This is a genomic window from Cobetia sp. BL01 (genome assembly GCF_056493605.1).
Window position 1 is genome coordinate 402,274 of the sequence record NZ_JBVBEE010000002.1, and the last position, 25,958, is coordinate 428,231.

The 25,958-nt window shown below is 64.1% G+C and carries 19 protein-coding genes; 14 read left to right on the forward strand and 5 right to left on the reverse strand.

Translation table 11 applies throughout. The features are described 5' to 3' along the window. The first annotated feature begins 49 nt into the window (after nt 1-49). The 6 genes from ACZYGA_RS05445 to ACZYGA_RS05470 all read left to right on the forward strand — a co-directional run bounded on the left by ACZYGA_RS05445 (nt 50) and on the right by ACZYGA_RS05470 (nt 8,255). Nucleotides 50-1,504 (forward strand): GumC family protein, encoded by a 1,455-nt coding sequence (locus tag ACZYGA_RS05445; RefSeq protein WP_479398546.1) that lies wholly within the window; start codon nt 50-52, stop codon nt 1,502-1,504. A 7-nt stretch (nt 1,505-1,511) separates the two neighbouring features. Then, the gene (locus ACZYGA_RS05450; RefSeq protein ID WP_205700463.1) at nt 1,512-2,885 is read left to right on the forward strand and encodes an O-antigen ligase family protein; all 1,374 of its coding nucleotides are present in this window, start codon (nt 1,512-1,514) and stop codon (nt 2,883-2,885) included. Nucleotides 2,886-3,024: 139 nt separating this feature from the next. After that, nucleotides 3,025-4,407 carry an oligosaccharide flippase family protein gene (locus ACZYGA_RS05455; protein ID WP_479398548.1) on the forward strand — a complete coding sequence of 461 codons (1,383 nt, stop codon included), beginning with the start codon at nt 3,025-3,027 and terminating at the stop codon, nt 4,405-4,407. After that, complete coding sequence (locus ACZYGA_RS05460) at nt 4,404-5,486, forward strand: glycosyltransferase family 2 protein (protein WP_479398550.1); 1,083 nt, start codon at nt 4,404-4,406, stop codon at nt 5,484-5,486. Before ACZYGA_RS05455 ends, ACZYGA_RS05460 begins: the two co-directional genes overlap by 4 nt. After that, nucleotides 5,483-6,940, forward strand: coding sequence for a WecB/TagA/CpsF family glycosyltransferase (locus ACZYGA_RS05465; RefSeq protein ID WP_479398552.1), 1,458 nt, complete (start codon nt 5,483-5,485; stop codon nt 6,938-6,940). Before ACZYGA_RS05460 ends, ACZYGA_RS05465 begins: the two co-directional genes overlap by 4 nt. Before the next feature lie 70 nt (nt 6,941-7,010). After that, the gene (locus ACZYGA_RS05470) at nt 7,011-8,255 is read left to right on the forward strand and encodes a glycosyltransferase family protein (protein ID WP_279874240.1); all 1,245 of its coding nucleotides are present in this window, start codon (nt 7,011-7,013) and stop codon (nt 8,253-8,255) included. A gap of 192 nt (nt 8,256-8,447) precedes the next feature. On the opposite strand, the gene ACZYGA_RS05475 is transcribed toward ACZYGA_RS05470, so the two are convergent. Then, nucleotides 8,448-10,274, reverse strand: coding sequence for an SEC-C metal-binding domain-containing protein (locus ACZYGA_RS05475; protein ID WP_479398554.1), 1,827 nt, complete (start codon nt 10,272-10,274; stop codon nt 8,448-8,450). A gap of 107 nt (nt 10,275-10,381) precedes the next feature. Next, complete coding sequence (locus ACZYGA_RS05480) at nt 10,382-11,341, reverse strand: homocysteine S-methyltransferase family protein (protein WP_240499581.1); 960 nt, start codon at nt 11,339-11,341, stop codon at nt 10,382-10,384. Between the two features lie 254 nt (nt 11,342-11,595). Here ACZYGA_RS05480 and ACZYGA_RS05485 point away from each other — a divergent pair, with 254 nt between their 5' ends. The 3 genes from ACZYGA_RS05485 to ACZYGA_RS05495 all read left to right on the forward strand — a co-directional run bounded on the left by ACZYGA_RS05485 (nt 11,596) and on the right by ACZYGA_RS05495 (nt 16,828). Further along, nucleotides 11,596-13,503 (forward strand): hypothetical protein, encoded by a 1,908-nt coding sequence (locus tag ACZYGA_RS05485; protein WP_077371752.1) that lies wholly within the window; start codon nt 11,596-11,598, stop codon nt 13,501-13,503. A gap of 70 nt (nt 13,504-13,573) precedes the next feature. Further along, nucleotides 13,574-15,688 carry a DNA topoisomerase III gene (locus tag ACZYGA_RS05490; protein ID WP_479398555.1) on the forward strand — a complete coding sequence of 705 codons (2,115 nt, stop codon included), beginning with the start codon at nt 13,574-13,576 and terminating at the stop codon, nt 15,686-15,688. A gap of 45 nt (nt 15,689-15,733) precedes the next feature. Then, a complete protein-coding gene (locus tag ACZYGA_RS05495; protein ID WP_479398557.1) occupies nt 15,734-16,828 on the forward strand; it encodes a ketopantoate reductase family protein in 1,095 nt (364 codons plus the stop codon). A gap of 220 nt (nt 16,829-17,048) precedes the next feature. On the opposite strand, the gene ACZYGA_RS05500 is transcribed toward ACZYGA_RS05495, so the two are convergent. The 3 genes from ACZYGA_RS05500 to zwf form a co-directional block, all read right to left on the reverse strand. Then, the gene (locus ACZYGA_RS05500; protein ID WP_479398558.1) at nt 17,049-17,711 is read right to left on the reverse strand and encodes a bifunctional 4-hydroxy-2-oxoglutarate aldolase/2-dehydro-3-deoxy-phosphogluconate aldolase; all 663 of its coding nucleotides are present in this window, start codon (nt 17,709-17,711) and stop codon (nt 17,049-17,051) included. An 82-nt stretch (nt 17,712-17,793) separates the two neighbouring features. Further along, nucleotides 17,794-18,495, reverse strand: coding sequence for a 6-phosphogluconolactonase (pgl, locus tag ACZYGA_RS05505; protein WP_271302628.1), 702 nt, complete (start codon nt 18,493-18,495; stop codon nt 17,794-17,796). 1 nt (nt 18,496) lies between these two features. Then, nucleotides 18,497-19,987, reverse strand: a complete 1,491-nt coding sequence (zwf, locus tag ACZYGA_RS05510; protein WP_479398559.1) for a glucose-6-phosphate dehydrogenase — start codon at nt 19,985-19,987, stop codon at nt 18,497-18,499. A gap of 372 nt (nt 19,988-20,359) precedes the next feature. Here zwf and ACZYGA_RS05515 point away from each other — a divergent pair, with 372 nt between their 5' ends. From ACZYGA_RS05515 to ACZYGA_RS05535, 5 genes are all read left to right on the forward strand, one after another. Further along, complete coding sequence (locus tag ACZYGA_RS05515) at nt 20,360-21,217, forward strand: MurR/RpiR family transcriptional regulator (protein WP_077371737.1); 858 nt, start codon at nt 20,360-20,362, stop codon at nt 21,215-21,217. A gap of 120 nt (nt 21,218-21,337) precedes the next feature. Further along, nucleotides 21,338-22,219, forward strand: coding sequence for a putative selenate ABC transporter substrate-binding protein (locus ACZYGA_RS05520; protein ID WP_479398561.1), 882 nt, complete (start codon nt 21,338-21,340; stop codon nt 22,217-22,219). 3 nt (nt 22,220-22,222) lie between these two features. Beyond that, complete coding sequence (locus tag ACZYGA_RS05525; RefSeq protein ID WP_077371734.1) at nt 22,223-22,948, forward strand: ATP-binding cassette domain-containing protein; 726 nt, start codon at nt 22,223-22,225, stop codon at nt 22,946-22,948. Further along, the gene (locus ACZYGA_RS05530) at nt 22,938-24,497 is read left to right on the forward strand and encodes a PhnE/PtxC family ABC transporter permease (protein WP_479398563.1); all 1,560 of its coding nucleotides are present in this window, start codon (nt 22,938-22,940) and stop codon (nt 24,495-24,497) included. The genes ACZYGA_RS05525 and ACZYGA_RS05530 overlap by 11 nt, the downstream gene beginning before the upstream one ends. Nucleotides 24,498-24,575: 78 nt before the next feature. Continuing rightward, nucleotides 24,576-25,856, forward strand: coding sequence for a cation diffusion facilitator family transporter (locus tag ACZYGA_RS05535; RefSeq protein ID WP_479398565.1), 1,281 nt, complete (start codon nt 24,576-24,578; stop codon nt 25,854-25,856). Nucleotides 25,857-25,958 lie beyond the last annotated feature (102 nt).

Here is a 25,958-nt window from a genome sequence, read left to right on the forward strand (position 1 = left end):
TGTGCGTTGCCGGAAGGCAACTGATCACTACCACGCGACAAGGATGTGCATGACAGAGTCCCGCTCACCCGACACGCCGCAAGACACGGCGAAGCCCTCACTGGGGCGTCGAATGCTTGGCGTATTGCTGGGCTGGGCAGCTCGTGGCTCCAGCATGCGCCCGCGCACCCGCCGCGCGGCCTATCTGTTGTTGACCACCGCCATCCTGAGTGTCATCTGGGGGCTGACCATCGCCTTCATCGCCGTGGCACCCGTCACCTATACCACCAGCTGGACGATGATCCTGCCGGGTACCGGCTCGGGGCTTTCGGTGAACTTCGAGAGCATCGGCCAGGCCAGCACCAGCGCCAACTCGTCCTATTCCAGTTCCTCGCTGGACCCCAAGGTCAACTACCGCGCCATCGCCGAGAGCCCTGCCGTGCTGGAGCGTGCCGCCAGGACGGTCGACATGCATCCCGACGATTACGCCAAGCCCAAGATCAAGCTGACCGACCAGACCGCCCTGATCGCCTTCCAGGCCAGCGCACCGAGCGCCAAGGCCGCGCTTGAACGCGCCAATGCGCACATCGATGCCTTCAATGAGGTGATCGAACAGCTGCGCAACGATGAACAGGCGCGACGCGAAGCCGTCATCCGTCGCTCGCTCGAGACCTACGATCGCACGCTCAAGGACACCCAGCGCAAGCTGCTGGACTTCCAGTCCACGTCAGGCCTGGTCTCCATGGAGCAATTCAAGGAGCTGACACTGAGTGTCGAGGAGTTCAAGGACACCCTCGAGATGCGGGATGGCGAGCTGTCGGCGCTGAATGCCCGCCTCGCCACCCTGTCCAGCCGACTGGGGCTCGATGCCAGTCAGGCGGGGGGCGTGATCGCACTGCAGCGTGATGCTCGCTACCAGGCGCTGCTGACGCAGGCAGCGGAGCAGGCGGCCAGTCTCGATGAAGCGCGCGGCAAGTGGGGCGAGCGCAACCCGGAAGTCATCAATCTGGCCGCGGGGCTCGCTTCACTGGAACGCTCGCTGGCCTCACGCATGCGGGAGTTGCTGCCCCGCCAGACCTCACGCAACCAGAATGCACTGCGGGCCGCCGCCGGCCATGCCAACCAGGACAGCCTGGTCGGTGAGCTGATCACCCTGGACACCCAGCGGCGCGGCGTGATCAGCGAGCTCGAGACCGGACGCGCCAATCTGGCAGCTCGCCAGCAACGACTGGACAACAGTGTCGCCAAGGCGGCCCAGCTGCAGGACCTGCTGCGCGAGCAACAGGTCGCCACGGCGGTCTACACCACGGCATTGGCCAAGATCGACATCGGCCAGATCGACCCCTTCGCCAGCTACCCGATGCTGCAGATCCTCGACCCGCCGCCACTGCCCGAGAAGGCTGACTCGCTGGGCATCAAGCTGGCCATCGTCGGTGCGCTGGCCGCGAGCGTCTTCAGCATCATCGGCCTGATCCTCCTGTGGGTCAGAAAACCCTACCTGCTGCGCTTGCAGCAAAGCGTGTGAGCCGCCGATGTTTTCCCTGAAGGCCGGGCCAGAGGCGGATGTCCGCCCCGAGACCCCGGAAGAGCGCATCATCTGGTTCTCGATCACCGCGACCTACCTGTTCTACCTGATCGGTGGACTCTACGTACTGGCCCCGGTGCTGGCCTGGTCTCTGGTGATGCGCGCCGCCTGGCTGCACCTCAAGGGCCGTCAACGCTTTCCGCGCCTCCCCTGGCCACTGTGGGTATGGATCATCGGCATGCTGGTGATGGAATTCTCGCTGCTGGCCGGCCATCTTATCGAGAATCTGGGCACCGGCAAGCTGATCAAGTCCTCCATCGGCTGGGCCAAGGGCTGGGCGCTGCTGGCGGTCTTCCCGATCATCGGCTGCCTGGCGATCCGCCCGGCGGTGATCATCCGCGCGGCCATGCACGTCTGCCTGCATACCATGCTGTTGCTGCCGGTGTTCGTCGGCGCCTGGCTGGCAGGGCTGCCCCAGGTGCCCTTCGTCTCGCCACTGCAGGCCATCGGGGGGCCGGGACCGGAATTCTTCGCCGTTTCCCTCTACGAGATCGACCCCGGCAGCGGCATGCCACGCTGGCGACTCTTCACCCCCTGGGCACCGGCGGTGGGCTTTGTCGCCAGCATCTATTTCGCCTGCGCCCTGCTGGAAAAGCACCCGATATGGAAGGCGATCGGCATCGGTGGCAGCGTGCTGATGATCCTGATGTCCGGCTCGCGCATGGCGCTGGTGTCGCTGGTGTTGATCAGCGCCGGGATGTTCCTGCTCAAGCGCCTGCACAAGCCGTGGCTGTGGTTCAGCTTCTCCGGCGCGAGTCTGATCGGCGGCTTTCTCGGCGCGCCGATTCTGGAAGCCATCGACAATTTCATCGCCGCCTTCAAGGGCTCACGGGCGGACTCGACCCGCGTGCGCGCCGCGCTGGGGCGCATCGCGGTGGACCGCTGGCGCAACGAGGCGCCGTGGTTCGGCCACGGCATCGTCGAGCGCGGCCCGCACCTGGTGGAGTACATGCCGATCGGCTCGCACCACAGCTGGTATGGACTGCTGTTCGTCAAGGGCATCTTCGGTCTGTTCGCGCTGTTGATTCCGATGCTGGTCAGCCTGCTGCATCTGCTGCGCTTCGTGGTCGGCCGGCCTGTCGTGCAGCTGGGACTGATCATGGTCGGGCTGCTGTTCGTCTACTCCTTCGGCGAGAACCTGGAGATCCTGGCCTATCTGATCTGGCCGGGGCTGATCCTGATCGGCAAGGCACACCAGCTGGCGAGCCTGCCCGCCAGTGAGGGGCATATCCACAACAGGGGGCCGGTGGATGTGGAGGCATCTCATCCCGAACCCGATGCCCACCCCGCCAGCGCAGGCAACGGTGATGCAGCGAAATGACCCGATAGTGGAACAGGACTGCGTCAGATCACGCCAATTCATCAGTCCATTGCGCTAGAGTGGCGACACAAGTCATCAATCCGCATGACTGACAAGATCAGATGCCTGCACAGGGCACGACAAGGCAGGGAGCCAGGCGATGGGAGTGATCACGCGACTCAGGACACGCCTGTCAGGTGGCGGAGAAGGCGGCAATGGCCAACTGATCCGCAACCTGGCATGGATGGGCATGTCGCAAGGGGTTCACCGCATCGCCCGACTGGGTGCCACCCTGGTGGCCGCACGCATGATCGCGCCGGAATCCTTCGGTATCGCCGCCATCGTGCTCACCGCACACGAGATCATGCACGCCATCTCCAATGCCGCCGTGGTGCCTGCCCTGGTACAGGCCGGTCGCGACGGGTATGAGCGTCTGTGCCGCGATGCCTACTGGTTCAATTGGGTGGTGTGCCTTGGCCTGATGGTGCTGCAGATGGCACTGGCCCCGCTGCTGGCCTACCTCTATGACGCTCCCGATCTGACCCTGCCGTTGATGGCGCTGGCGCTGATCTTCCCGATGCTGCCCCCCGCCGCCATCAACGCGGCGCGCATCCTGCGCAGCAACCGCCTGCACGTCACGGCCCGCATCGAGATGGGCCAGAGCATCGGCGAGGCACTCGGCGTGATGCTGCTGGCCGCCATGGGAGCCGGGTTCTGGGCCTTGATCCTGCCCAAGCTGATCGTGACGCCCATCTGGACATTGAGCTACCGCTGGTGCGAGTCATGGCGCATCGATGAGCGCCCCTCCACGCTGTGGTCGCGTCCGCTGATGCGCTTCGCGCGCCCGATGATGGGCGTCGAAGTGGTCTCGGTGCTACGTCAGCAGATGGATTACCTGCTGGTCGGCGCCCTGTTCGCCATGGACGTGCTCGGGGTCTACTTCTTCGCCTTCAATGCCGGACTCGGTATCAGCCTTGGCCTCCTGCGCGCCTACTCCACCGCCATCTTCCCGCAGCTGTGTGGCGACATGACCTCGCGTGAGCGACTGGCGCGCATGCACCACGGCATGCGCCTGTTCGCGCTGATCGCGGTGCCCGCCATCATCGCCCAGAGCCTGCTGGCGCCCTGGTACGTGCCGATCCTGTTCGGGGAGGCCTGGGTCGAGCGTGGTGCCCTGCCGATCCTGATCCTGATCTGCCTCTCGGCCCTGCCGCGCATTCTGCTCGACAGCTGCGGCCAGCTGCTGCGCGCCCAGGGCATGCCCGGGGCAGACCTCAAACTGCAGATCTTCATGACGCTGATGCTCGGCGCCGGCATGTTCGCTGGCGTGCCCTTCGGCATCAACGGCGTCGCGGCCGGCATTCTGGTCGGCATCAGCCTGGCCGCCCTGCCCGGCTATCTGTGGACACGCCGGCTGATCCTCACTCAGGACGGCTTGATGGCACATACATCGACCCGGCCACCAGACTCGCCAGACACACCTCACGCAGCATCCACCGCATCGCTTTCCCCAGACAGGGACGTCCAGGAGGCCAGACCATGACCCCGACCTTTTCGGTCATCATGCCGATCTACAACGTCGAACGTTTCGTCGCGGCCGCCATCGACAGCGTGCTGGCGCAGGAGGATGGCGATCTTGAACTGCTCATCATCGATGACTGCTCCCCCGATGGCAGCCGGGCGATCTGCGAAGCCTATGACGACCCGCGCATCACACTGATCTCTCATCCGGTCAATCGCGGGCTAGCCGGGGCCCGCAATACCGGCGTGCGCGCCGCACAGGGCCGTTATCTGGCCTTCCTCGACTCCGATGACATCTGGGAGCCCGCGAAACTTGCGCGCCACCGCGAGCACTTCGAGGCACGCCCCGAGGTAGGGTTGTCCTTCTCGCGCTCGGCCTTCATCGATATCGACGGCGCACCGCTGGACTACTTCCAGATGCCAAGCCTGACCGACATCACGCCGGGGCTGCTGTTCTGTCGCAACCCGGTGGGCAATGGCTCGGCGCCAGTCATCCGCGGCGAGATTCTCGAGGCCATCGCCTTCGACTGCGAGGTCAAGGGAGTTGGCGTGCTGCCCTGCTACTTCGATGAAAGCCTGCGTCAGAGCGAAGACATCGAGTGCTGGACACGCATCGCCCTCAAGACCGGCACCACGGTGGAAGGCATTCCCGAGCCGCTGACCCGCTACCGCCTCAATGAAGGCGGGCTTTCCGCACAGCTGGAGCGCCAGTACCAGAGCTGGCTGGCGATCGTCGAGCTGACACGCGCCTATGCGCCCGACTTCATCGAACAATGGTATCCCCGCGCCCAGGCCTACCAGCTGCGCTATCTGGCACGCCAGGCGATTCGACTGCGTGACGGCAAGGCCGCCTGGGATTATGTCCGCCGCGCCATCAAGGCCTGGCCAGGCATCTGGAAGGCCGAATTCGGCCGCACTGCGGCCACGGCAGGCGCCGCACTGATGCTGCGCGTGATGCCCGAGCGCCTTTATCTGCGCTGTGAAGGGCTCGCCCAGGGCATCATCGGCAAGGCCCAGAAGAAGAAGATCGACAATGATCCACGCCCACGGTCCGTCACGCCAGAACGCCAGCAGGACGCTCACGAAGCGGAGTCGCCATGATGAGTCAATCCATCGATCAGACGCTTTTCACCACTGAGCACGTCAGGACACTGCCACACGTCAAGGTGCTGGGCGTGCCCTTCGTCAACACCAGTCTCGAGACCTGTCTGCGCCTGCTCAAGAGCTGGATCAGCGACCCGCAGCCGCGCACGGTCAATTTCGTCAATGCGCACTGCCTGAACGTGGCACAGCATGATCGCTATTACCTGCAGGTACTGCATGACAGCGACCTGCTGCTGCCGGATGGCAGTGGCGTGAAACTGGCCTGCCGCATGCTCGACCAGGAGCTGGAAGCCAACCTCAATGGCACCGACCTGCTGCCGCATCTGTGCGACATGCTGGTCGCGGATGGCAAGCGGCTGTTTTTGCTCGGGGCCGCGCCAGGCGTCGCCGAGCGGATGGCGGAGAAACTCAAGGAGCGCTGGCCAGATCTGGAGATCAGTGGCGTGCACCATGGTTTCATCGGGCCGGAAATCATCGAGGACGTTCTGGCACAGATCAATCAGGGCACTGACCTGCTGCTGGTGGCGATGGGCGTGCCCGCTCAGGAAAAATGGATCGCTGCACACCGAGAGCGCCTCCAGGTGCCAGTGGTGATGGGCGTCGGCGGTCTGTTCGACTTCTATTCGCAACGCATTCCGCGTGCGCCAGGTGTCGTGCGCAAGCTTGGCATGGAGTGGGCCTGGCGTCTGCTGATGGAGCCACGCCGCATGTTCAAGCGCTATGTGCTTGGCAATCCGAGCTTCCTGCTGAGCGTGCGCAAGTATGGCGAGGAGGCCATCCCCGGCCGAGGCCTGTGGATGAAGTCACGCTCCAACTGGCGACATTTTCGATGGCGAGTGAGCAACTGGCTGACCCCACGCGCACGCCGCACGATGGACATCGTCGGCGCCATCGGTGTGCTGCTGGTGCTGTCACCGTTGCTGCTGGGCACTCTGCTGGCCATTCGCCTGGAATCCCCCGGGGCCATCCTGTTCGGACAGGAGCGCATCGGTCGGCATGGCAAGCCTTTCAAGCTGTGGAAGTTCCGCTCGATGTATATCGACGCGGAAGAGCGCCTGCGTGAACTGCAGGCCGCCAACGAGAGTGAGGGCGGTGTGCTGTTCAAGATGAAGCAGGACCCGCGGATCACGCGGGTGGGACGCGTGATCCGCAAGCTGTCCATCGATGAACTGCCGCAACTGTGGAACGTGCTGCGCGGCGAGATGGCGCTGGTGGGGCCGCGCCCCGCGCTCGCCCGCGAGGTGGCGTTGTATGAGGCTCGCGCCCGCATGCGCCTGGATGCCACCCCGGGGCTGACCGGCCTGTGGCAGGTGTCCGGACGCTCCGATCTGTCCTTCGAGCAACAGATTCATCTGGATCTCTTCTACCTGCACCGTCAGGGCATCAAGGAGGACATCAAGCTGCTGTTGCGCACGATTCCTGCCGTCCTGACCAGTCGCGGAGCCTATTGATGCGTGATACCCACCTCGCCACTCGCCCTGCAGCGCGTCACTCTCACGATGCATGCCAAGGAGGTCTGCGATGCATGTGATCCTGTTGGCAGACCGCCTCGGTCAGGAGATCGCGCCGATTGACCGCCGTTATTCTCCGGCCCTGCTGCCGATCGCCGGCCGCAGCGTGCTGGAACGCAATCTCGATCTGCTGGTCGGGCGCGGCGTGACGCATATCAGTCTGATCATCGCCCGTGACCCCGAATGGTTCCGGGCACGACTCGCCGATGGCTCACGCTGGGGGATCGAGCTCGACATCCTGCCGATGCCCGGGGAGCGCGACCCGCGTGAGCAGCTCAAGCGCCTCGGGGCCATGGCGGCCCTGCCTGCCCCGGTACTGCGCGCCGATGTACTGCTGATGCCGGAGTGGTTCATGCCCGACAGTCTGGACATCAGTGAGCTGGCCATGACGCTTGAGGCACCGCTTTGCCTGCCATCCTCTCTCAAGGACCCGGCCCTTGGCCGATTGCATTGGCGTGATGTGCGCGACAACTCCCGGCTGGGGCCAGCCCTGCTGGGCTCGCTGTCGCATTACCACGCCCTGGTGATGCAGGCTCTGGCGACCGACGACACACGCCTGTCACCCCATGGGGAGCGCGGTGTGCTGCCCGGCGAGCAGGACCTGCACCACGTCTATTATGCCGCCGGCGCGACGCGCCTGGATGAATCGCGCCTCAGCGGGGGCTTTGCCGGCATCACCACCCATGTGGAGCCCGGCGTGCTGCTGCAGGGACGCTGCTGTGTCGAGCAGGGCAGCTATGTGGAAGAAGGCGCCATGCTCGAGGACTGCGTCATCCTGCCCTTCACCCGTGTGCATGGTGGTCAACAGATGACCGCCGGCATCCTGTTTGAAGGGGAGGCACTCGATGAGCGCGCCCCCCACTGGTTCAAGGACCGACGCCAGGCGGGAGCAGCCTCTCAGCGTGGCGTGGCCTATCGCAACCCGGCACGCCCTCAATGGCAGGAACGTCTCCTGGCCGGCTTGATCAGCGTGGCGGTCCGGCCTCTGGGAGCGCGCCACAAGGCGCTCGTGCACCGTCTGCGCCAGGTACAGAACGGTCACATGCGCTTGCTGGGCATACTGCCGGAACATGCCCCGCCCCCACTGGACCGAGTCGGCGTCAGCAGCGCCGGGGCTCTCCAGCCTCCTGACTGGCGTGCCACGCCGGACGCCTTCGCCGCGACGCTGGAGGCCATTCAGGTCGGGCAGACCCCGGGCCTGCGCGCAGCCTTGCGGGAAGCCTGGCGGCTACGCCAGCAAGGCAAGCAGCAGTGATCGCCCCCCTACACGCATCCCCCTGAGCCCGCCTCACGATACGAGGCGAGGTACAAAAAACCCCCGCAGTGCCTAAGCACTGCGGGGGTTTTTCCTTCGGGCCTCGTCATACGGGACCTTGGCACACGAGGCCATGTCATGTGAGCGCTTGCGATCACTCGTCAGGCAGCATGAGCGACCCTTGACACCGGCTCAGCGGTGCTTGGCCAACCAGGCAAGCGCGCCTTCGCTGCGCTTCCACTGATCGCGCATCAGGGTGCGATACTGCCAGGCCTCGCCTCGCGTGCCGGGCTCCGGCGCTTCCACCGCCAGACTCACCGGTCGCGGGTGCTCCGCCACCAGCAGGCTGATCAGGTGGGAGTTGGCCTCGCGCACGATCACCAGTGCCTCTTCGGCATCCGCCTGACGTCCCAGACGATAGAGTGCCAGCACATGCCCCATCAGAATGCCCAGCAACGGCATTTCATCCTCGAGAGCACGGCGTGAGATATCGTGCTCCGCCAGGATGACGGCCTCATCATCGCGGCCTTCGCGCAGCAGCTGATCCAGCACCAGCTCGCGCAGACCGAGACTGTCTTCCTCGTCCAGCTTGAGCAGGCGCTCCGCCAGCTGACGTGAGCGCTCGCGCTCACCGCGCTCCATGCCGATCACCAGCCCCAGCCCACAACGCAGCAACTGGGCGTTGTCACCATCCTCCCAGCGCAGCAGGCCGCCGGCCTGTTCGATCTGGTCGAGCCAGCGCTCGAAACGACGCGCCAACGGCACGAAGAAGGTGTCCGACATCCACGGCAGACTGCCGAAACGACTGGCCAGCGCCAGGATCAATCCCTGACAGACCGCAGGAACATCCAGCCATTCGGGACTGGCACACAGCTGTTGCAGCCACTCGTTGGGGTCCTGGGTCTCCCACGGGTCGACATCCAGCGCCAGCGCTGCCTCTTCCTCGATCCGCGCCGGGAATACCGCTTCCCAGAGCCCCAGTGTCACCGCCTGCTCGGCATTCTGACGAAACAGCAGACTGCCGTCGTCCTGAGTCTCCAGCGCCAGACGCGACGGGTGCTCGATCACCTCGAACAACGCCTGCAGCGAGGCCAGTGAATCCGAGAGTGACTCGTCGGAATTGACCATCTGCTCGGCGAGCGTCGCACGCGGGTTCTCGGCCAGATCAGCCAGGAACTCCAGCTGCCCCGGTTCGATATCCTTCTGCTTGGAGAGACGCCGCCACCAGAAGCGCGCACGCTCCTGCGCCTCTTCCGGCTGCCCTTCATGCAGCAGCAGCATGGCTTCGATGTAGGCCAGCGTCGGCGAGTCCGGCAGGGTCTGCTGCGCGCGGACGAAGGCGGCTCGCGCCGAGCCGAGGTCATCACTGTCCAGGTGCAGCAGGCACTGATGCTCCAGTGCCACACCGCGCAGGAAGGCGGGACCACGCTCCAGCACCTCATCCAGCAACAGGGCCTTCTTGCGGGTGAAGCCGCGCTCCTGATAGAGATCCAGCAGCAGCTCGAAGCCAGGCTCGGCCTGCTCCGGAAGGCGCGACCAGTCACTGGTGTCAAACAACGCTTCCATGATCTGCTGGGCACGCCCGCGGCTACCGGCCTCGGCACTGATCAGTCCCGCCTCCAGCAGCGCCTGAGCCGGCGCGAGCCGCGAAGCCAATGCGGCCTTGAGCTGCTCGCCCTTGAACTCGCGCAGCGACAGCATCCACATCAGGTGCTCCGGTATCGGCGGCAACTGGACCTTGTCACAGCACTGCTTGTACTTGCGGCCGGAATCGCACCAGCAGGGCTCGTTGCGACCGGGCGGTGCCAGCGGCTCGCAGGCGAAATCGAGGCGTACCAGCGGCGTCTGGCTCCACAGCACCGGTGCCAGTGCTACCGCCAGCGCCTCATCACCACCGCTGTAATTCACCCCCTCCGAATGCGCCCACTGCATGAAGGCAGGAAAGGATTCATCAGAGCGGATGGCATCAAGTGCCCCACTGGCGTAACTCAAGAGCCGTTCGACCCACTCGGCAAGCATGGCATCTCCCTAGAAAAAACGTTTCACGGCCCCGCGGACATGGCGCCCGACGGGGCCTGCGAAGCAGGAGGCGGAGTCTATCACGATGATGCCTCACGCCTCATCGTTCACTCCCCCAGTCGGGAGACACAGCGATGACCGGCCGCCTTGAGCTGCTCGGACAGGCAGGCGATGTGCGCCGGACCGACCTCGCAGCAGCCGCCGACGATACGCAGTCCCCGCTGCACCCAGCCCAGCGCATGGGCAGCATACTGCTCAGGCCCGAGATCCTCGCGCGCCTTGAGGTCCTTGACGGTACCGCCGGGCTTGAGCGCCGCGATCGACGTGAAGCCGTTGGCATAGGCGCCCGCCGGCAGCGAACTGCCAAGCAGCGTGTCAAGGCTGCCCTGAATGGCCTCCGGCGCACTGCAGTTGATCAGAATGGCATCCACGCCGAGCGCTTCCAGCATGGCGACGGTGTCCGCCAGCGGCTCACCGCTGCGCAGGGTCGCATTCAGATCGTCCTTCACGGTCAACGAGACCCACACCGGCAGGCCACTTTCCAGCGCTGCAGTGGCGGCGGCCTGTGCCTCGTCATGCGAGGACAGCGCTTCGCAGAGCAGCACATCGACCAAGGGCGCCTGCAGCGCCACCAGGGTGCGATAACTGGCCAGCGATTCTTCCTGATCCGGTGCGACATCGGGCCGATAGGTCGCGACCAGTGGCGGCAGACAACCGGCCACGCGGATATCCGTCTCGCCACTCAGGGCGATGGCATCCCGCGCCGCCTTGCCAGCGGCCGCATGCACGGCGCCGATGGTCTCGCCGACTCCCGCCAGCGTCAGGCGTTGGGGCGTGGCCGTATAGGTATTGAGCGTGATGACCCGGGAGCCGGCACGAATGAAATCCAGATGCAGATCTCGCACCAGCTCGGGCTGATCCAGCATGACCTGGGAGGACCACAGCGGTGTCGGCTCACGACCGCTGCGACGCACCAGCTCCTGCCCCATGCCGCCGTCCAGCAGCACGACATCCCCGGCGCGCGCCCCTTCCCCTGCTGGCGCCCCCGTTACTGCGACTTGTTCCACACGACCTCCTGAGCGATTCGATGTCTCTGCAGCATCTGAACTGATGAACTGGCGGCCTACGCCTGGCTGTCAGCCGCGGCGAAATTCTAGCATGGTCAGGCGCGTGACGGCGTGCCGCTCACTGGAGCGAAATGGGTCGCCAGTGCTACTGTTAGCAGCGCCTTTCGCCAGCGATCCCTTGCGCTGCCCCTGCCTACCCCGCAAGCCCATGCCGCGTCCCGCGGACGTGCCCCATTGATTGAAGGAAGTCTGTCTTGTTGCTGCCGAGTCTCTTTCGTCCCCGCGCCAACCCTGCCAATGATGCACCCCAGGTGCGTCTTGAGCGTGAAGGCCGGGACGAGATTCGCCGCATCACCCAGGCCGTCGAGCGCGTGCCATGGTCAGTGAGCCTGATGCAGATCCTGTGGACGGCCGGCCCGGTGACGCTGATCGGTGCCTGGGGGGGCTATCTGCTCGGGTATGGCAAGGAACCCACCTTCGAGAACTACATCTTCTTCATCTCCTACACCGTCATCACCGGTGTCGCGGGGATCGTGGCCAACATCGCCCACAACCTGACCAGTTCTCGCCGCTATGACCGCACCGAGGCCAAGATCGAGCGCGTCATCGATACCGTGCCTGAGCTGATCCTCGCCACGCGCAACCTGATCGTCGAGAGCCTGGAAGGCGATGCCCGTCGCCGCGAAGCCGCTGCCATGCTGCTGCGCAAGCAGGATCTCGCACCGGAAGGCGTGGAGCTGGCGGCGCTGGAGCTGCTGGATGATCGTGACGCCGCCCGCATCATCAGTCAGATCGACGTCTATCGTCGCATCGGTCTGCACGCCCGTATCCGCGACATGAACACCCTGAACCGCGAATGGCTCGAGCCCCAGTTCAATGAGCTGGCGGAGCTGGCGCCCGAGGCCATCGGCCTGCTGCGTGAGCGCTTCGAGGGCCGTGCGCCAGACCTGCACAAGGGCGTGCCTCGTGACGAGAACTTCATCGAGCGTGTGCTGGCCGCCATCGAGCAGGACAACGACCTGCTGATGACGATGCAGGACGTGGAGGAGATGCTGATCCTGGCCTTCGAGTTGATCAGCGGACGCAAGATCCCGCTGCTGACCTTCGAATATCGTGGACGCTGGAAGCTGGCTCGCACGCTGGACAATCTCGAGCACGCCCGTTCCCGCTACCGCATCCGCCAGGCGACGGGGCTTTCACGCCTCAAGGCGCTGACGGTCTATCTGGCGGAGCAGTCCGGCACTCTGGTGGAAGATGCCGCCTCCGGGCTCAGGGCCGAGGTACTGCTGGAGCGCTCCACCCAGGCCATGGACGCGCTCGCCGAGCAGGTGACGCACCTGGCGATCGCCGTCAACGAGGGTGACCGTGAACATCGCAGCGCCCTGCGGACGCGCGCCGACATCCTCACCAACGCCATTCGCCTCTACAAGACGGTCACCAGTGCCTATGAGCAGGTCGGTCGCAGCCACGCCGTCTTCCTCAAGATGTCCAAGCGCTGGGAGAATATCTCCTCGCAGATGTCCGACGATGCCACCCGCCTGCGTGTCGGGCCGGGGCGGCGCGGTCTGCGCATCCAGGAAAAGACCATTGCGCTGGATGACGAGGCCAAGGCGGAGGTCTGCAAGCACCTGGCGGATCACCTCAGCAAGAGTCACATCAAGCGCGTCGACAGCGAGATCGCCTCTCAGGCCCGCGAGACGATCCTGCGCGTCGGCGTCGACAAGGCAAAGGCCATGGCGATCGAGATCGCCCTGGCGCTCGAACCGCACATCCACCTCTCACGCCCGGCCGTCCAGCGCGCCATCAATGGCTCGAATGCCGCCTACTTCGGCCAGCTGGAGCCCAACCAGTCCGCCGCCGCCAAGGCGGCCCTCGGCAGTGCCATGGTGCGCGAGATCGACGACGACCTGTCACGTACCGCCGAATCGCTGGCCATCGCGCTGGTGCGTCACTATCGCGTCGAACTGGAACCGCTGGCGATCGACTTCCTGCGCGACACCTTCGGGGCGCGGGAGGCGACGCTCAACATGCTCAGCAACTACCAGCCGGCGGATCACCACCCGATCAGCTACCTCTCCAACCGCCCGCCGCTGATCCAGACCGCCAACCGCGACTGGTATCGTGCGCTCGTTCAGGCACGCCGTGCCCTCGACGACGATTGATCCCCGCGCCGTGCCAGCGGCATACTGTATGGATCACCATGCAACGCGCCACTGACCGCCAGGATGACCGATGCGCCTGATCATCGCCGAAAAGCCCAGTCTCGCCCGCGCCATCGCCGAGGCCCTGCCCGGGCGCAGCAGCAAGCGCGACGGCTATATCGATGCCGGAGACACTCGCGTCACCTGGTGTATCGGCCACCTGCTCGAACAGGCGCCGCCGGACGACTATGACGAGCGCTTCAAGCGCTGGTCACTGGATCACCTGCCGATCATTCCAGCACAGTGGAAACTCAAGCCACGCAGTCAGGCACGCGGCCAGCTCAAGACCATTCGAGAACAGCTCAAGCTGGCTGACGAGGTGATACATGCCGGCGACCCGGATCGCGAAGGCCAGTTGCTGGTGCAGGAAGTGCTCGAGCACATGCGCTGGCGTGGGCCGGTCAAACGCCTGTTGATCAGCGACATGAACCGCCCCGCCGTCACGCGTGCCCTCAACAAGCTGGATGACAATCAGCGCTGGCAACCTCTGTACGAAGCCGCGCTGGCCCGCCAGCGCGCCGACTGGCTGTATGGCATGAATCTGACACGCGCCTGGACATTGACGGGCCGTCAGGCCGGCCATGATGGCGTGTTGTCGGTGGGGCGCGTGCAGACACCGCTGCTGGGGCTGGTGGTGCGTCGCGACGAGGAGATCGAGGCCTTCGAGCCGCGTGCCTTCTTCCCGTTGTGGATCGAGGCCGGCGTGGCGACCGGCAGCTTCAAGGCCTGGTGGCATGCCCCCAGCTCCCCGTGGCTGCAACGGCTCGCGGCCAAGGGCACTCAACTGCCACTGGATGACAAGGGCCGCCTGCTGGACAGCCGCCCCGCAGAGCGCCTCGCCCGCCATCTGGCGACACTGAAGACCCCGGGCGATGGTCACGTCGAGAGCGTCGAGGCCAGCGACAAGTCCCAGCCCGCGCCGCTGCCCTACTCGCTCTCGGCGCTTCAGGTCGATGCCGCTCGCCGCTATCGCCTGCCGGCCCAGAAGGTGCTCGACACCTGCCAGGCCCTCTACGAGCGACATCAGCTGATCACCTACCCGCGCTCCGATTGCCGCTACCTGCCGCGCGAGCATCATGCCGGCATGGCCAATCTGATGATCAGTGCCTGCAGTGGCGATGATGAGCTTGAGCGTTTCAGTGGCGGCGCGGATTTCAGCCTGCGCTCACGCGCCTTCAATGACGCCAAGGTCAGCGCCCACCATGCCCTGGCACCGACAGGGCGCGAGCCGGACTACGCACGCCTGTCGCGTGACGAAGCTAACCTCTACCGCATGATCACCCGCAACGTGCTGGCCCAGTTCTATCCGGCCTACCGCTATCGTGAGGTCAAGGTCGAGCTGCGTTTCGCCAAGGAGCCCTTCCGCGCCAGTGGCCGCAGCGTCATCGACGAAGGCTGGAAGGTGCTGTTCCAGCGCGCGGCACAGGCATCCGACGACAAGGCCCCGGCAGACGACAAGACCCCGCCTCCTCTGCCCGCCTTGCAGGAAGGCGAGCCGGCCTGCGTGCTCGACTGCGGTATCGAGGAGAAGGAGACCCGCCCGCCGGAGCCCTTCAATGATGCCAGTCTCATACAGGCGATGATGAACATCGCCCGCTACGTGGAAGATGATGCGGTACGCCGGACGCTACGTGATGTGGATGGCCTGGGCACCGAGGCGACACGTGCGGGCATGCTGGAGACACTGATCAATCGCGGCTACCTGGTGCGCGATGGCCAGGCCATGCGCTCCACGCGTATCGGTCGAGCCCTGATCCATGCGCTGCCGGACGCCGTCTCCCGCCCCGAACGTACCGCCCTGTGGGAGCAGCGCCTGAGCATGATTCACGAGCAGGGCGATCCGGCAGCGCCTTTTCTGAGCGAGCTGGTCGATGACCTGCGTGCCCTGCTGGCTGACAGCTCGGCCAGCCGCCTGAGCGCTGCACTGGCCAGTGTGGGTGGCGCGACACCGCGCAAGAATTCCGGGGCACGCAAGGGCAATGGTGCGCGGCGCAAGAGCGGAATCTCTCGACGCAGCAAGACCGGCACGAGCAAGACCAGTACGAGCAAGACCGGCACAAGCAAGGAAGCCGGCTCCGGTAGCACCCGACGCTCTAGCGGCACTCGCAAGCCGGCCGGCTCCCGCCGCAAATCCCCCAGCCAATGAGCCACTTCGCCTCTGTGCCCGCTCACCCATGATGGGAAATCACGCATGACGACTTCCACGCCGGCTGACGACAATCACACACTCTCGACGGCTTTCGATTCACTTTCCCAGCGTCCTGCCGCTGCAGGCGATTGGCTGTGGATCGTCGGCCCCGGGGCCATCGGTCGATTGCTGGCGGTCACGCTCGCTCACGCCCGCCTGCACGAAATGGCAACGCAGGGAAGGAGCACATTGCCAAACCTTCTGTTGGTGGGTCGCCGGGCATCCGTCAGCGAGATGGTGACGATCGATATGACCTCACCAGAAGGCCAAGCTGTTAGCGCAGAGATAACTTATGCCTCGATTGACCAGCTGAAAACCTCTCCATATCCGCCACCTGCCGCGATCTGGCTGACCACCAAGTCACATGCCATCGAGTCCGCCTGGGCACACGTCGCGCCGCTGATAGACTCACGGACACCGGTTACCTGTTGGCAAAACGGGCTGAGCGCACAACCCTGGTTGGGAGAGCAGCACCCTCAACTGCTGTGCGCCAGTACTACCGAGGGTGCCTGGATTCCGGAATCGACCGCGCTTGCCACGCACACTCTCCCAGAACGCCTGGCCGTGCAACACGCCGGCCATGGCCAGACCTGGCTGGGCACCTGGTCATCGCAGGCCGACCCGACATCCTCCTCCTCTGCCATGGCGGCCGCAGAAAGGCAGGTTGCCTGGCTGCAGGCGGCTGGCCGTGAGTGTGACCTCAGTGCCGACATCGGCACTCGCCTATGGCACAAGCTGGCGGTCAATGCCGCCATCAATCCACTCGTGGCACGCTTTCGGATTCGCAATGGACAGCTGCGTGATCGTCCCTTTTCCCTGATGGTGCGCCAGGCCGTCGACGAGATCACTCGTGTGCTGGAAGCCGAGGGTATCGCCCCGCCAACGAATGGCTGGCAGGCCCTGGTCGACCAGGTCATCCGTGCCACGGCGAACAACCGTGCCTCGATGCTTCAGGATGTGCTGGCAGGTCGCACCACGGAAGTGGAGGCCATCCTTGGCCCGTTGCGACACGCTGCCCTCCGTCACGGGCTGTCACTGACCGATGACCTGCCTTTGCTCGAGCAACTCCACACTCACCTGAGCAGTCAACAGCCCTGAGCGCTTAGCGCTGGATCCCCGCCCCCTCCTTAGCCATAGCCTCAGACCTGTGACTGCTGGCCCGCCTCGACGTCATTCTCTGGCATTCGGCCAAAAAAAGACCCGCCTCGCGAGAGACGGGTCACAAGCAACAGCCAAGCTGTCGAGAGAGAGCAGCAATGTTCGGTCTTGCGCGTCAGGCCACCGATTGCCGTATGGCAACCCGCTGACCTGACGAAAATCAGTGGTGGAAACGCTCGGACGCTTCGCGCGCCAGCTCACGAATGCCATCCCAGTCGCCTGCATCGATCAATTTCTGCGGCGCCACCCAGCTGCCGCCGACACACATCACGTTCTTGAGTGCCAGATAGTCACCGGCATTGTTGAGCGTGATGCCGCCGGTCGGGCAGAAGCGTGCTTCGCTGATCGGGCCACCGAAGGACTTGATGGCATTCACGCCACCCGCGGCCTCGGCCGGGAAGAACTTGAAGCGGCGGTAGCCGTACTGCCAGCCGGTCATCAATTCGGACACGGTCGCGACGCCCGGCAGCATCGGCACGCTGCTGGTCACGCCATACTGATAGAGCGCTTCGGTGGTACCCGGCGTGACCACGAAATCGACGCCCAGCTCTTCCACCTTGCGATACTGTTCCGGCGTGAGCACGGTGCCGGCACCGATGCTGGCATTGGGCAGCGCTTCACGCATGCGGCGAATCGCCTCGAGAGCGCAGTCAGTCCGCAGGGTGACCTCGAGAACGGTCAAGCCGCCTTCATAGAGCGCCTTGCCCAGCGGCACGGCGTCCTCGATGTGCTCGACGGCGATCACCGGCAGCACGGAAGCCTTCTGGCAGATGCTGTCGATCTCGGTCGTGCGCGTCGAGGGAAGTTGTTTTTCGAAGCTCATGGCGTTCTCCTTGCGCCGCAGCGCTGATGTTGTCTAGTACGCCACGGCGCTGATGTGGTTGATAGCGCCGTGGCCGATAGGATCAGGGGGCCCAGTACAGCGCCAGGGGCGCGGACAGGAAGGCGCGGATCGGCAACTCGCTGACGGCCTCGACATCGCCCAGTGCACGTGACAGCACGGCCTGCTTGTCGGTGCCCGTCAGATGCAGCACGGTACGGCGCGTCTGGCGCAAACGCTCGAGGCTCAGGGTGATGCGCGCCTGCGGGACGCTGGGGGCACGCATCGGCACACAGCAATCACGGCTGGTCAGCGCTTCCTGCAGGCGATCCCCATCCGGGAACAGCGAAGCCGTGTGACCATCGCCCCCCATGCCGAGAATCACCGCGGAGGCCGGCCAGGAGAGTGCCGCGATGCGAGCACTCACTTCGCCGCAACCCGCCTCTGGCTCTGCTTCGGCGTTGGTCAGCGGATGGAAGGTCGCGGCAGCGGCTGCGCCCTTCAACAGATGCTCACGCACGAAGCGGGCATTGCTGTCGTCGGCGTCTTCACTCACCCAACGCTCATCCGCGAGGGTGATGTCCACACGCGACCAGTCCAGCGGCTTGTCACGCAATGCGGCGAACAACGGCTTGGGCGTCGAGCCCCCGGAGACCACCAGCAGTGCGCGAGCCTCAGGCGACGCCGCCAGGTCAGCGGTCAGTGCTGCCGCGAGATACTCGGCCAGCGACTCGGCAGTCTGCTGGCGCGGATCCTGGGTGGCGTTCTGTGTCATGTCGACAGCCATCTCAATACTCCTCATACCAGCTGCGACCATCACGCGTGATCATCGCGATGGAGGAGACCGGCCCCCAGGAGCCCGCCGGATAACGACGCGGCGTGGCAGCGCGCGATTCCCAGCCATCGATGAGGGTGTCGACCCAACGCCAGGCGTGTTCGATCTCGTCACGACGCACGAACAGATACTGTTGGCCCTTGATGACCTCGAGCAGCAGACGTTCGTAAGCTTCCGGAATCCGGCGCTTGGGGAAGGCGCTGTTGAAGTCGAGATCCAGCGGACCCGGACGCAGGCGCATGCCCTTGTCGAGACCGGAGTCCTTGGTCAGCACCTGCAGCGAGATGCCTTCGGAGGGCTGGAGACGAATGATCAGCTTGTTGGCCGCCAGCGAGCGCTGGTCCGGATCGAAGATGTAGTGCGGCTGCTGACGGAAGTGGATCACGATCTGTGACAGCTTCTCGGGCATGCGCTTGCCGGTACGCAGATAGAACGGCACGCCGGCCCAGCGCCAGTTGGACACTTCGGTCTTGAAAGCCACGAAGGTCTCGGTGGAGGACTCGGTATTGGCGCCCTCTTCTTCCAGATACCCCGGCACGTGCTGACCATCGACGGCACCCGCGATGTACTGACCACGTACCAGATCAGTGTTCAGACGCTCACCGGTGATCGGGCGCAAGGCCTTGAGCACCTTGACCTTTTCATCGCGAATGGCATCGGCGTCCAGATTGGACGGCGGGTCCATCGCGATCAGGCACAGCAGCTGCAGCAGGTGATTCTGCACCATGTCACGCAGCTGACCCGCCTGATCGAAGTAGCCCCAGCGTCCCTCGATACCGACCTTCTCGGCCACGGTGATCTCGACGTGGGAGATGTGGTTCTGGTTCCACTGATTGCCGAACATCGGGTTGGCGAAGCGCAATGCAATCAGGTTCTGAACGGTTTCCTTGCCCAGATAGTGATCGATGCGATAGATCTGCGACTCGTGGAATACCGCGCCGATGGCATCGTTGATGACACCGGAGCTTTCCAGGTCGGAGCCGATCGGCTTCTCGACCACGACACGCGAGTTCTCATCCAGACAACCGGCGGCCTGCAGGTTGTTGCTGATGTCACCATAGATGCGTGACGGCACGGAGAGATAGATCATCAGCGGGCGCGGCGAAGGCTTGCCCTTGGCGTCAACCCGCCAGTCGGCGATGGCCGAGTAACCTTCCACCGTGCTGAAATCCAGCGCGGCGTAGCTGATACGGGCGAGGAAGCGCTCGATGGCAGTCTTCTCGAAATGCTCCGGCTTGACGCGCTCCTTGAGCGAGGCCTGCACGGTTTCCTTGAAGGATTCGAGGCTGACGTCCTGACGCGCCAGGCCGATCAGGCGAGTCGCCTTGTCGAGCAGACCATCGCGATCAAGGTGGTAGAGGGCTGGATACAGCTTGCGCTTGGCGAGGTCGCCCAAGGCGCCGAACAGGGCAATATCCACGCCCGGAATGGTGTCGGAACTCATGCAGCCGATTTCTCCCGTCGAAACTGCCCTGCATGCCTGGCTGGCCGATACGGTGGTGCCCTCCCTGAATCTCCGATGGCGCGACGCGAGGGGCGCAGCACGCAGGATTTCAAGAGGCATGTGGGACACCGGGACGGCTGTGGCGATACATGGCTGGTTATATTAACAACAAATGTAGCGATAACGTCGCGCTCTCTCAAGACAAATCGCCCAACAAGTAGGTAAACTTACCTAAAAGTGGTAGCCAGCGGACGTTTCACTGAGCTTGGAGCATCGTCCGAGGCAAAGGGATGCTTGGCCTGCCAGACGAGTGAGGCTAGGATGCCCAGATTACGTAGTTATTTCACTACACAATGGCAAGGTAATCGGCTAATGGCAGTACACGACCTCATCAACCGCATCCGCGAACGTCTCGACGACCTCAATCGTTCAGAGCGCAAGGTCGCTGACGTCATTCTGACAGATCCGTCGGCCGCCACGGGAATGAGCATCGCGGCACTCGCTCAGGCCTCGCTGGTCAGCGAGCCGACCGTCAACCGTTTCTGTCGCAATTTCGACGCCAAGGGCTTCCCGGACTTCAAGATCAAGCTGGCCCAGAGTCTGGCCGGTGGCACGCCCTATGTCTCGCGCAGCGTCGAGCAGAATGATGACGCCGAATCCTATGGCGACAAGATACTTGGCGCCACGGTTGCCGCTCTCGATGATGCGCGCCGCGCCCTTGATGCCAAGCGCATCGAACGTGCGGTGGATTATCTGAGCCAGGCCAAGCAGATCTGCTTCTTCGGCCTGGGGGCTTCCGGGCCGGTGGCGGCAGATGCCCAGCACAAGTTCTTCCGTTTCAATCTGCCCGTGATGGCCTATGAAGACGTGCTGATGCAGCGCATGGTCGCGGCCGCCTGCCATACCGGTGACGTGATCGTGATCATCTCCTATACCGGCCGCACGCGGGAACTGGTCGATATCGCCAGGCTGGCGCGCGGCAACGGTGCCGCCGTGCTCGGCATCACCGCGCCGGACTCTCCGCTGGCGCGCGAGTGTACCGAGGTGCTGGAAGTCATGGCACCGGAGGACACCGACATCTACATGCCGATGACTTCGCGCATGATCCATCTGGCTCTGATCGATGTGCTGGCGACCGGCGTGACGCTCAGGCGTGGCGTGGACTTCCAGCATCACCTCAAGAAGATCAAGGATAGCCTCAAGGACACCCGTTTTCCGCCGGAATCCTGACGGTTCAAGCAGCGGTGGACTTGCACCGATGCCGCCAAGGCACAACAATACGCGCCATGAACCTGCATGCGGCCGCTGGCTGCATGATCTCCCATGTCGTGAATGCCGAGGAAGCCCCCCATGCGCTGGTTGGCCACTGCTGCTCTGACCCTGTTCTCTGCCCTGCCTTTCAGCATCAGTCTGGCGCAAGCCGAGACCTTCAAGTTCACTGCCATTCCCGATGAAGATGAGTCGCGTCTGGTGGAGCGCTTCGACAAGGTCGCCGACTATCTGGAAGAGAAGCTCGGGGTGGATGTCGAGTACGTGCCGGTCAAGTCCTACAGCGCCGCGGTCAGTGCCTTCCGCAATGATCAGATCCAGATGGCATGGTTCGGCGGCCTCACCGGTGTCCAGGCCCGCCAGCTGGTGCCGGGCTCCCAGGCGATCGCCCAGGGTGTGGAAGATGCCGCCTTCCGCAGCTATTTCATCGCACGACGTGATCTCAAGCTGGCCGGCGATGCACAGACGCCGCTGGAGACGCTGCCCGAATCCGTGGAAGGCCACTCCTTCACCTTCGGTGCCAAGACCTCCACTTCCGGGCGCCTGATGCCGGAATACTATCTGCGCGAACAGTTCGATAACGCCCCCGAGAAGGTCTTCTCGCGCGTCGGCTTCTCCGGTGATCACTCACGCACCATCGCGCTGGTTGCCGCCGGCACCTACGACGTGGGCGCCGTGAACTACGCCGTGTGGGAAGCCGCCGTCAAGGATGGCAAGGTCGATCCCGCCAAGGTCCAGGTACTGTGGGAAACTCCGGCCTACCCCGACTATCAGTGGACAGTGCGCGGCGATGCCGACAGCCACTACGGTACGGACTTCACGCAGCACCTCACTCAGGCGCTGCTGGACATGAAGGATCCGGACCTGCTGGAAAGCTTCCCGCGCTCCGGCTTCATCCCGGCCAGCAATGATGACTACGACCCGATCAAGACGGTTGGCGAGCAACTCGGTCTGCTGCGCTGAGTCATGACCCAGGCAACACCCTCTCCCCTGCTGCACCTGTCACGACACCACCTCGGCCATGGCGCCGAGGTGGTGTTGCGCGATCTGGACGTTCAACTCGAGCATGGCGAGCGCGTCGCTCTGCTTGGCGCCAGCGGTGCGGGCAAGTCCACGCTGCTGGAAGCCTTGCGCAGCGCCCTGCACGAGCAGGGTACTCCTGCAGCCTGGTGCCCTCAGCGTCAAGGACTGGTGCCTCAGCTCTCCGTGTATCACAACATCTTCATGGGCAGGCTGGATCAGCAATCGTCGCTGACCAACCTGCTCAATCTGCTGCGCCCCAGGCCCGCTCATTGGCAGGCAGTCGCCGCCGTATGTGAACCTCTGGGCATCGCCGGCCTGATGGAGCGATCGGTCGAGGCGTTATCCGGTGGACAGCGTCAGCGGGTGGCCATCGCCAGGGCACTTTATCAGGGACATGATCTGTTTCTCGGGGACGAGCCCGTGGCGAGCGTGGACCCGCATCAGGCCAGCCAGCTGATCCACTGGATTCACTCTCGCCATGCCACCAGCGTGGTAGCGCTTCACCAGAAGGAGTTGGCACTCACTCACTTCACTCGTGTCATCGGTCTGGGCAAGGATGAGAACGGCAACGGCAAGGTACTGCTCGACGCCAATACCGACGACCTGAAGCCGCAGGACCTCGACTGCCTCTACCCTGCCGCCAGCAGTGAGCCACTTGATGTCGACTGATCCCGGCCTCGCGCTCTCCAGACTGCGCAAGCCGCCACGCTGGTGGCAGGCGCGCAGTGAAGGCTCACACCTGCTGCGGCTCGGTATCGGCCTGCTGGCTGCCATGCTGATACTGGCCCCCTTCGGTGATCTCTCCATTACCTCCCGGGAGCCCTGGCAGGAACTTGGCCGCATGCTGAATGGCCTGGTGAGGCCGACCCCCAGTGCACTGGAATCACCAGTGCATGCCTTGATCCTGACGGTGGCGTTCGCCCTGTGGGGGACGCTGCTGGGGGCGCTGCTGGGACTGCCCCTTGCGCTGCTCTACTCCCGCTCACGAGCATTGCGCGCTGTCTGCGCCGGTCTGCGGGCCGTGCATGAGCTGTTCTGGGCACTGCTGCTGCTGCAGGTATTCGGCCTGTCCGCCATCACGGCGCTGGCCGCGATCACCATCCCCTACGCGGCAACCTTCGCCAAGGTCTACGCCGAGATACTGGAACAGGTTCCCCAGGCACCGCGCCGCGCTCTGCCTGCCACCACATCACGCCTGATGTGCTTCGTGTATGCAGAACTCCCACTGGCATGGTCGCGAATGGCGAGCTATACCCGCTACCGTTTCGAGTGCGCGCTACGCGCCAGCGTCCTGCTGGGCTTCGTCGGCTTGCCGACGTTGGGCTTCTATCTGGAAAGTGCTTTCCGCGAAGGGCGCTACCATGAAGCCGGCGCTCTGCTGTGGATCTTCTACCTGCTGATCGCCACGCTGCCATGGTGGGGACATCGTCGCCTGCTGCCCTTTCTGGGAGTCGCCAGTCTCTGGTGGCTGGGGCCGTGGCCGGACGTGAATTCGACACTGCTGTGGCGCTTCCTCAGCCACGACATATGGCCAGCGCCGCTGGTCAATGCCAGCGTCGAATCACTGATCTCCGGCCAGCTACTTGCTGATCTGCTGGATTGGGCGAGCCATCTGCCCCACCTGCTGTCCGCGCTGGGCAACACCCTGCTGCTCGGCCTGCTGGGCACCGCAGGCAGCCTGCTGATCGCCATGCTGCTGTGGCCATTGGCCAGCCGACATGTGGGCAATCGTGTCTCCCGACAGGCCACTCAAGGGCTGATGATCTTCCTGCGCACCACCCCTGAGCTGATGCTGGCCTTCATTCTGCTGCTGCTGCTGGGCCCCTCGCTCCTGCCTGCCTGGCTGGCACTGTCCCTGCACAATGGCGCCATCATCGCCTTTCTATGTGCACGACATGCCAACCAGATCCAGCTGCCGCCCGGCAAGCCCCGCGGACGACTGGAAAGCTGGCTGTATGAGATCAACCCGAGAGTCGCGCCCGGCATGTTCTCACTGCTCTTCTATCGCGCCGAGACCATCATTCGCGAGACGGCGATTCTCGGCATGCTCGGCGTGGCAACGTTGGGCTTCCACATCGATTCGAGCTTCGAGTATCTGATGTTCGACCAGGCCTTTGCATTGCTGCTGCTGACCGCAATACTCAATATCGTCGTGGACAGCGTCGCGCGCCGTCTGCGTCCGACGCATGAAATCGCCGAAGACAGCTGCGTTCGCTGACCTCACTCCTTGCTGATCTGCATTCGATTCATGTGCAAGCAGTCACTTCCCTCACACCCGGCCTGCCGCGAGCTTCCCATGACGACATCCGCTCAGACGAAGACAGATTCTGCCGCACAGGCCAGACGTGAGGCGCAGCGCATCACCCTGATCGGCGCGGCGCTGGATGGGGTGGTGGGCATCGCCAAGCTGATCGTCGGGAAGCTGGTCGGCTCTCAAGCCTTGATCGCCGATGGCATCCATTCACTGTCAGACCTGGTGACGGATGCCTTCGTGTTGGTGGCCACTCACTTCGGTCGTCAGGCACCGGATCGCTCCCACCCCTGGGGGCATGAACGCATCGAGACGCTGGGCACCCTGGTGCTTGGCAGCTTGCTCATCGCCGTGGCGGGTGCAATCGGCTGGGAAGGCGTGCTGCGCAGCTGGGAGCTGATATTCGGCACCCTGAGCATTCCGCTGCCAGGGGCTCTGGGCATCGGCGTCGCGGTGATTTCCTTGATCGCCAAGGAAGCCATCTTTCGTGCAACGCTCAAGGTGGCTCGCAAACAGAAGTCCAGACTGCTGGAAGCCAATGCCTGGCACTCACGCAGCGATGCGCTCTCGACCGTCGCCGTGCTGGTGGGCTTGATCGGCACTCAGCTCGGGGCAGGCTGGATGGATGGAATAGCTGCCATCATCGTCGCGGTGATGGTCGGCAAGATCGGCGTATCGCTGGCGTGGGAAGCCTCACGGGAATTGATCGACACCGCTCTGCCACGCGAACAGCAACGCGCCATGAGTGAATGTTTGCTGTCATTGCCGGAAGTGCGTGGCGCACATGATCTTCGCAGTCGCACGCTCGCCGGCCGTATCGTGCTGGAAGTCCATCTGCTGGTCGCGCCACGCATCAGCGTCTCGGAAGGTCATGCCATCGGCCACCACGCCGTGGCACGCCTCAAGTCAGAATTCCCCCAGCTCAGCGATGTGCTCTATCACATCGACCCCGAAGACGATTCACATATCGGCCATGCGGATACGACACATCCCACACCCATGCAGCCACTGCCGCTGCGCAGCGAGATCATCACTGCACTTGATGTCTGCTGGCAGTCACACCCTGTATGGCAAGAACGCAGCGGGCTGATGCTTCACTATGTCAATCATGTCACCACACCCCCCTCTGCTCCCTCGAGTGCTCCACATGTCGATGTCCAATTGGAGGTTGCCGAACAGGCATTCACTTCGCTCAGCGAATGTAACCTGGCACCTTCCTCACGCAACACGACAGTCGATGAACTGCAACGCCTGGCGAAGGACATCCGCTGGCTGGGCACGGTAAGACTCAGCATCATTTCGCGTGCCCAAGACGCCGAAACGTGAGTTACACTTTGCGATACACAGCAGTCTGCGCGGCGGTGCAGTGCCTCAACGAACCCACTAGTGACGATGATGTTCGTCACCTTGCCCATCTTCAGTGATCAC

Excerpts from the sequence above, each read along its gene's own strand:
- ACZYGA_RS05520 (WP_479398561.1), top strand. The coding sequence starts at position 21,338 with ATGCGCTGGTTGGCCACTGCTGCTCTGACCCTGTTCTCTGCCCTGCCT.
- ACZYGA_RS05470 (WP_279874240.1), top strand. The coding sequence starts at position 7,011 with ATGCATGTGATCCTGTTGGCAGACCGCCTCGGTCAGGAGATCGCGCCG.
- zwf (WP_479398559.1), bottom strand. The coding sequence starts at position 19,987 with ATGAGTTCCGACACCATTCCGGGCGTGGATATTGCCCTGTTCGGCGCC.
- ACZYGA_RS05475 (WP_479398554.1), bottom strand. The coding sequence starts at position 10,274 with ATGCTTGCCGAGTGGGTCGAACGGCTCTTGAGTTACGCCAGTGGGGCA.
- ACZYGA_RS05455 (WP_479398548.1), top strand. The coding sequence starts at position 3,025 with ATGGGAGTGATCACGCGACTCAGGACACGCCTGTCAGGTGGCGGAGAA.
- pgl (WP_271302628.1), bottom strand. The coding sequence starts at position 18,495 with ATGGCTGTCGACATGACACAGAACGCCACCCAGGATCCGCGCCAGCAG.
- ACZYGA_RS05530 (WP_479398563.1), top strand. The coding sequence starts at position 22,938 with ATGTCGACTGATCCCGGCCTCGCGCTCTCCAGACTGCGCAAGCCGCCA.
- ACZYGA_RS05490 (WP_479398555.1), top strand. The coding sequence starts at position 13,574 with ATGCGCCTGATCATCGCCGAAAAGCCCAGTCTCGCCCGCGCCATCGCC.
- ACZYGA_RS05525 (WP_077371734.1), top strand. The coding sequence starts at position 22,223 with ATGACCCAGGCAACACCCTCTCCCCTGCTGCACCTGTCACGACACCAC.
- ACZYGA_RS05465 (WP_479398552.1), top strand. The coding sequence starts at position 5,483 with ATGATGAGTCAATCCATCGATCAGACGCTTTTCACCACTGAGCACGTC.
- ACZYGA_RS05460 (WP_479398550.1), top strand. The coding sequence starts at position 4,404 with ATGACCCCGACCTTTTCGGTCATCATGCCGATCTACAACGTCGAACGT.
- ACZYGA_RS05495 (WP_479398557.1), top strand. The coding sequence starts at position 15,734 with ATGACGACTTCCACGCCGGCTGACGACAATCACACACTCTCGACGGCT.
- ACZYGA_RS05515 (WP_077371737.1), top strand. The coding sequence starts at position 20,360 with ATGGCAGTACACGACCTCATCAACCGCATCCGCGAACGTCTCGACGAC.
- ACZYGA_RS05450 (WP_205700463.1), top strand. The coding sequence starts at position 1,512 with ATGTTTTCCCTGAAGGCCGGGCCAGAGGCGGATGTCCGCCCCGAGACC.
- ACZYGA_RS05535 (WP_479398565.1), top strand. The coding sequence starts at position 24,576 with ATGACGACATCCGCTCAGACGAAGACAGATTCTGCCGCACAGGCCAGA.
- ACZYGA_RS05445 (WP_479398546.1), top strand. The coding sequence starts at position 50 with ATGACAGAGTCCCGCTCACCCGACACGCCGCAAGACACGGCGAAGCCC.
- ACZYGA_RS05500 (WP_479398558.1), bottom strand. The coding sequence starts at position 17,711 with ATGAGCTTCGAAAAACAACTTCCCTCGACGCGCACGACCGAGATCGAC.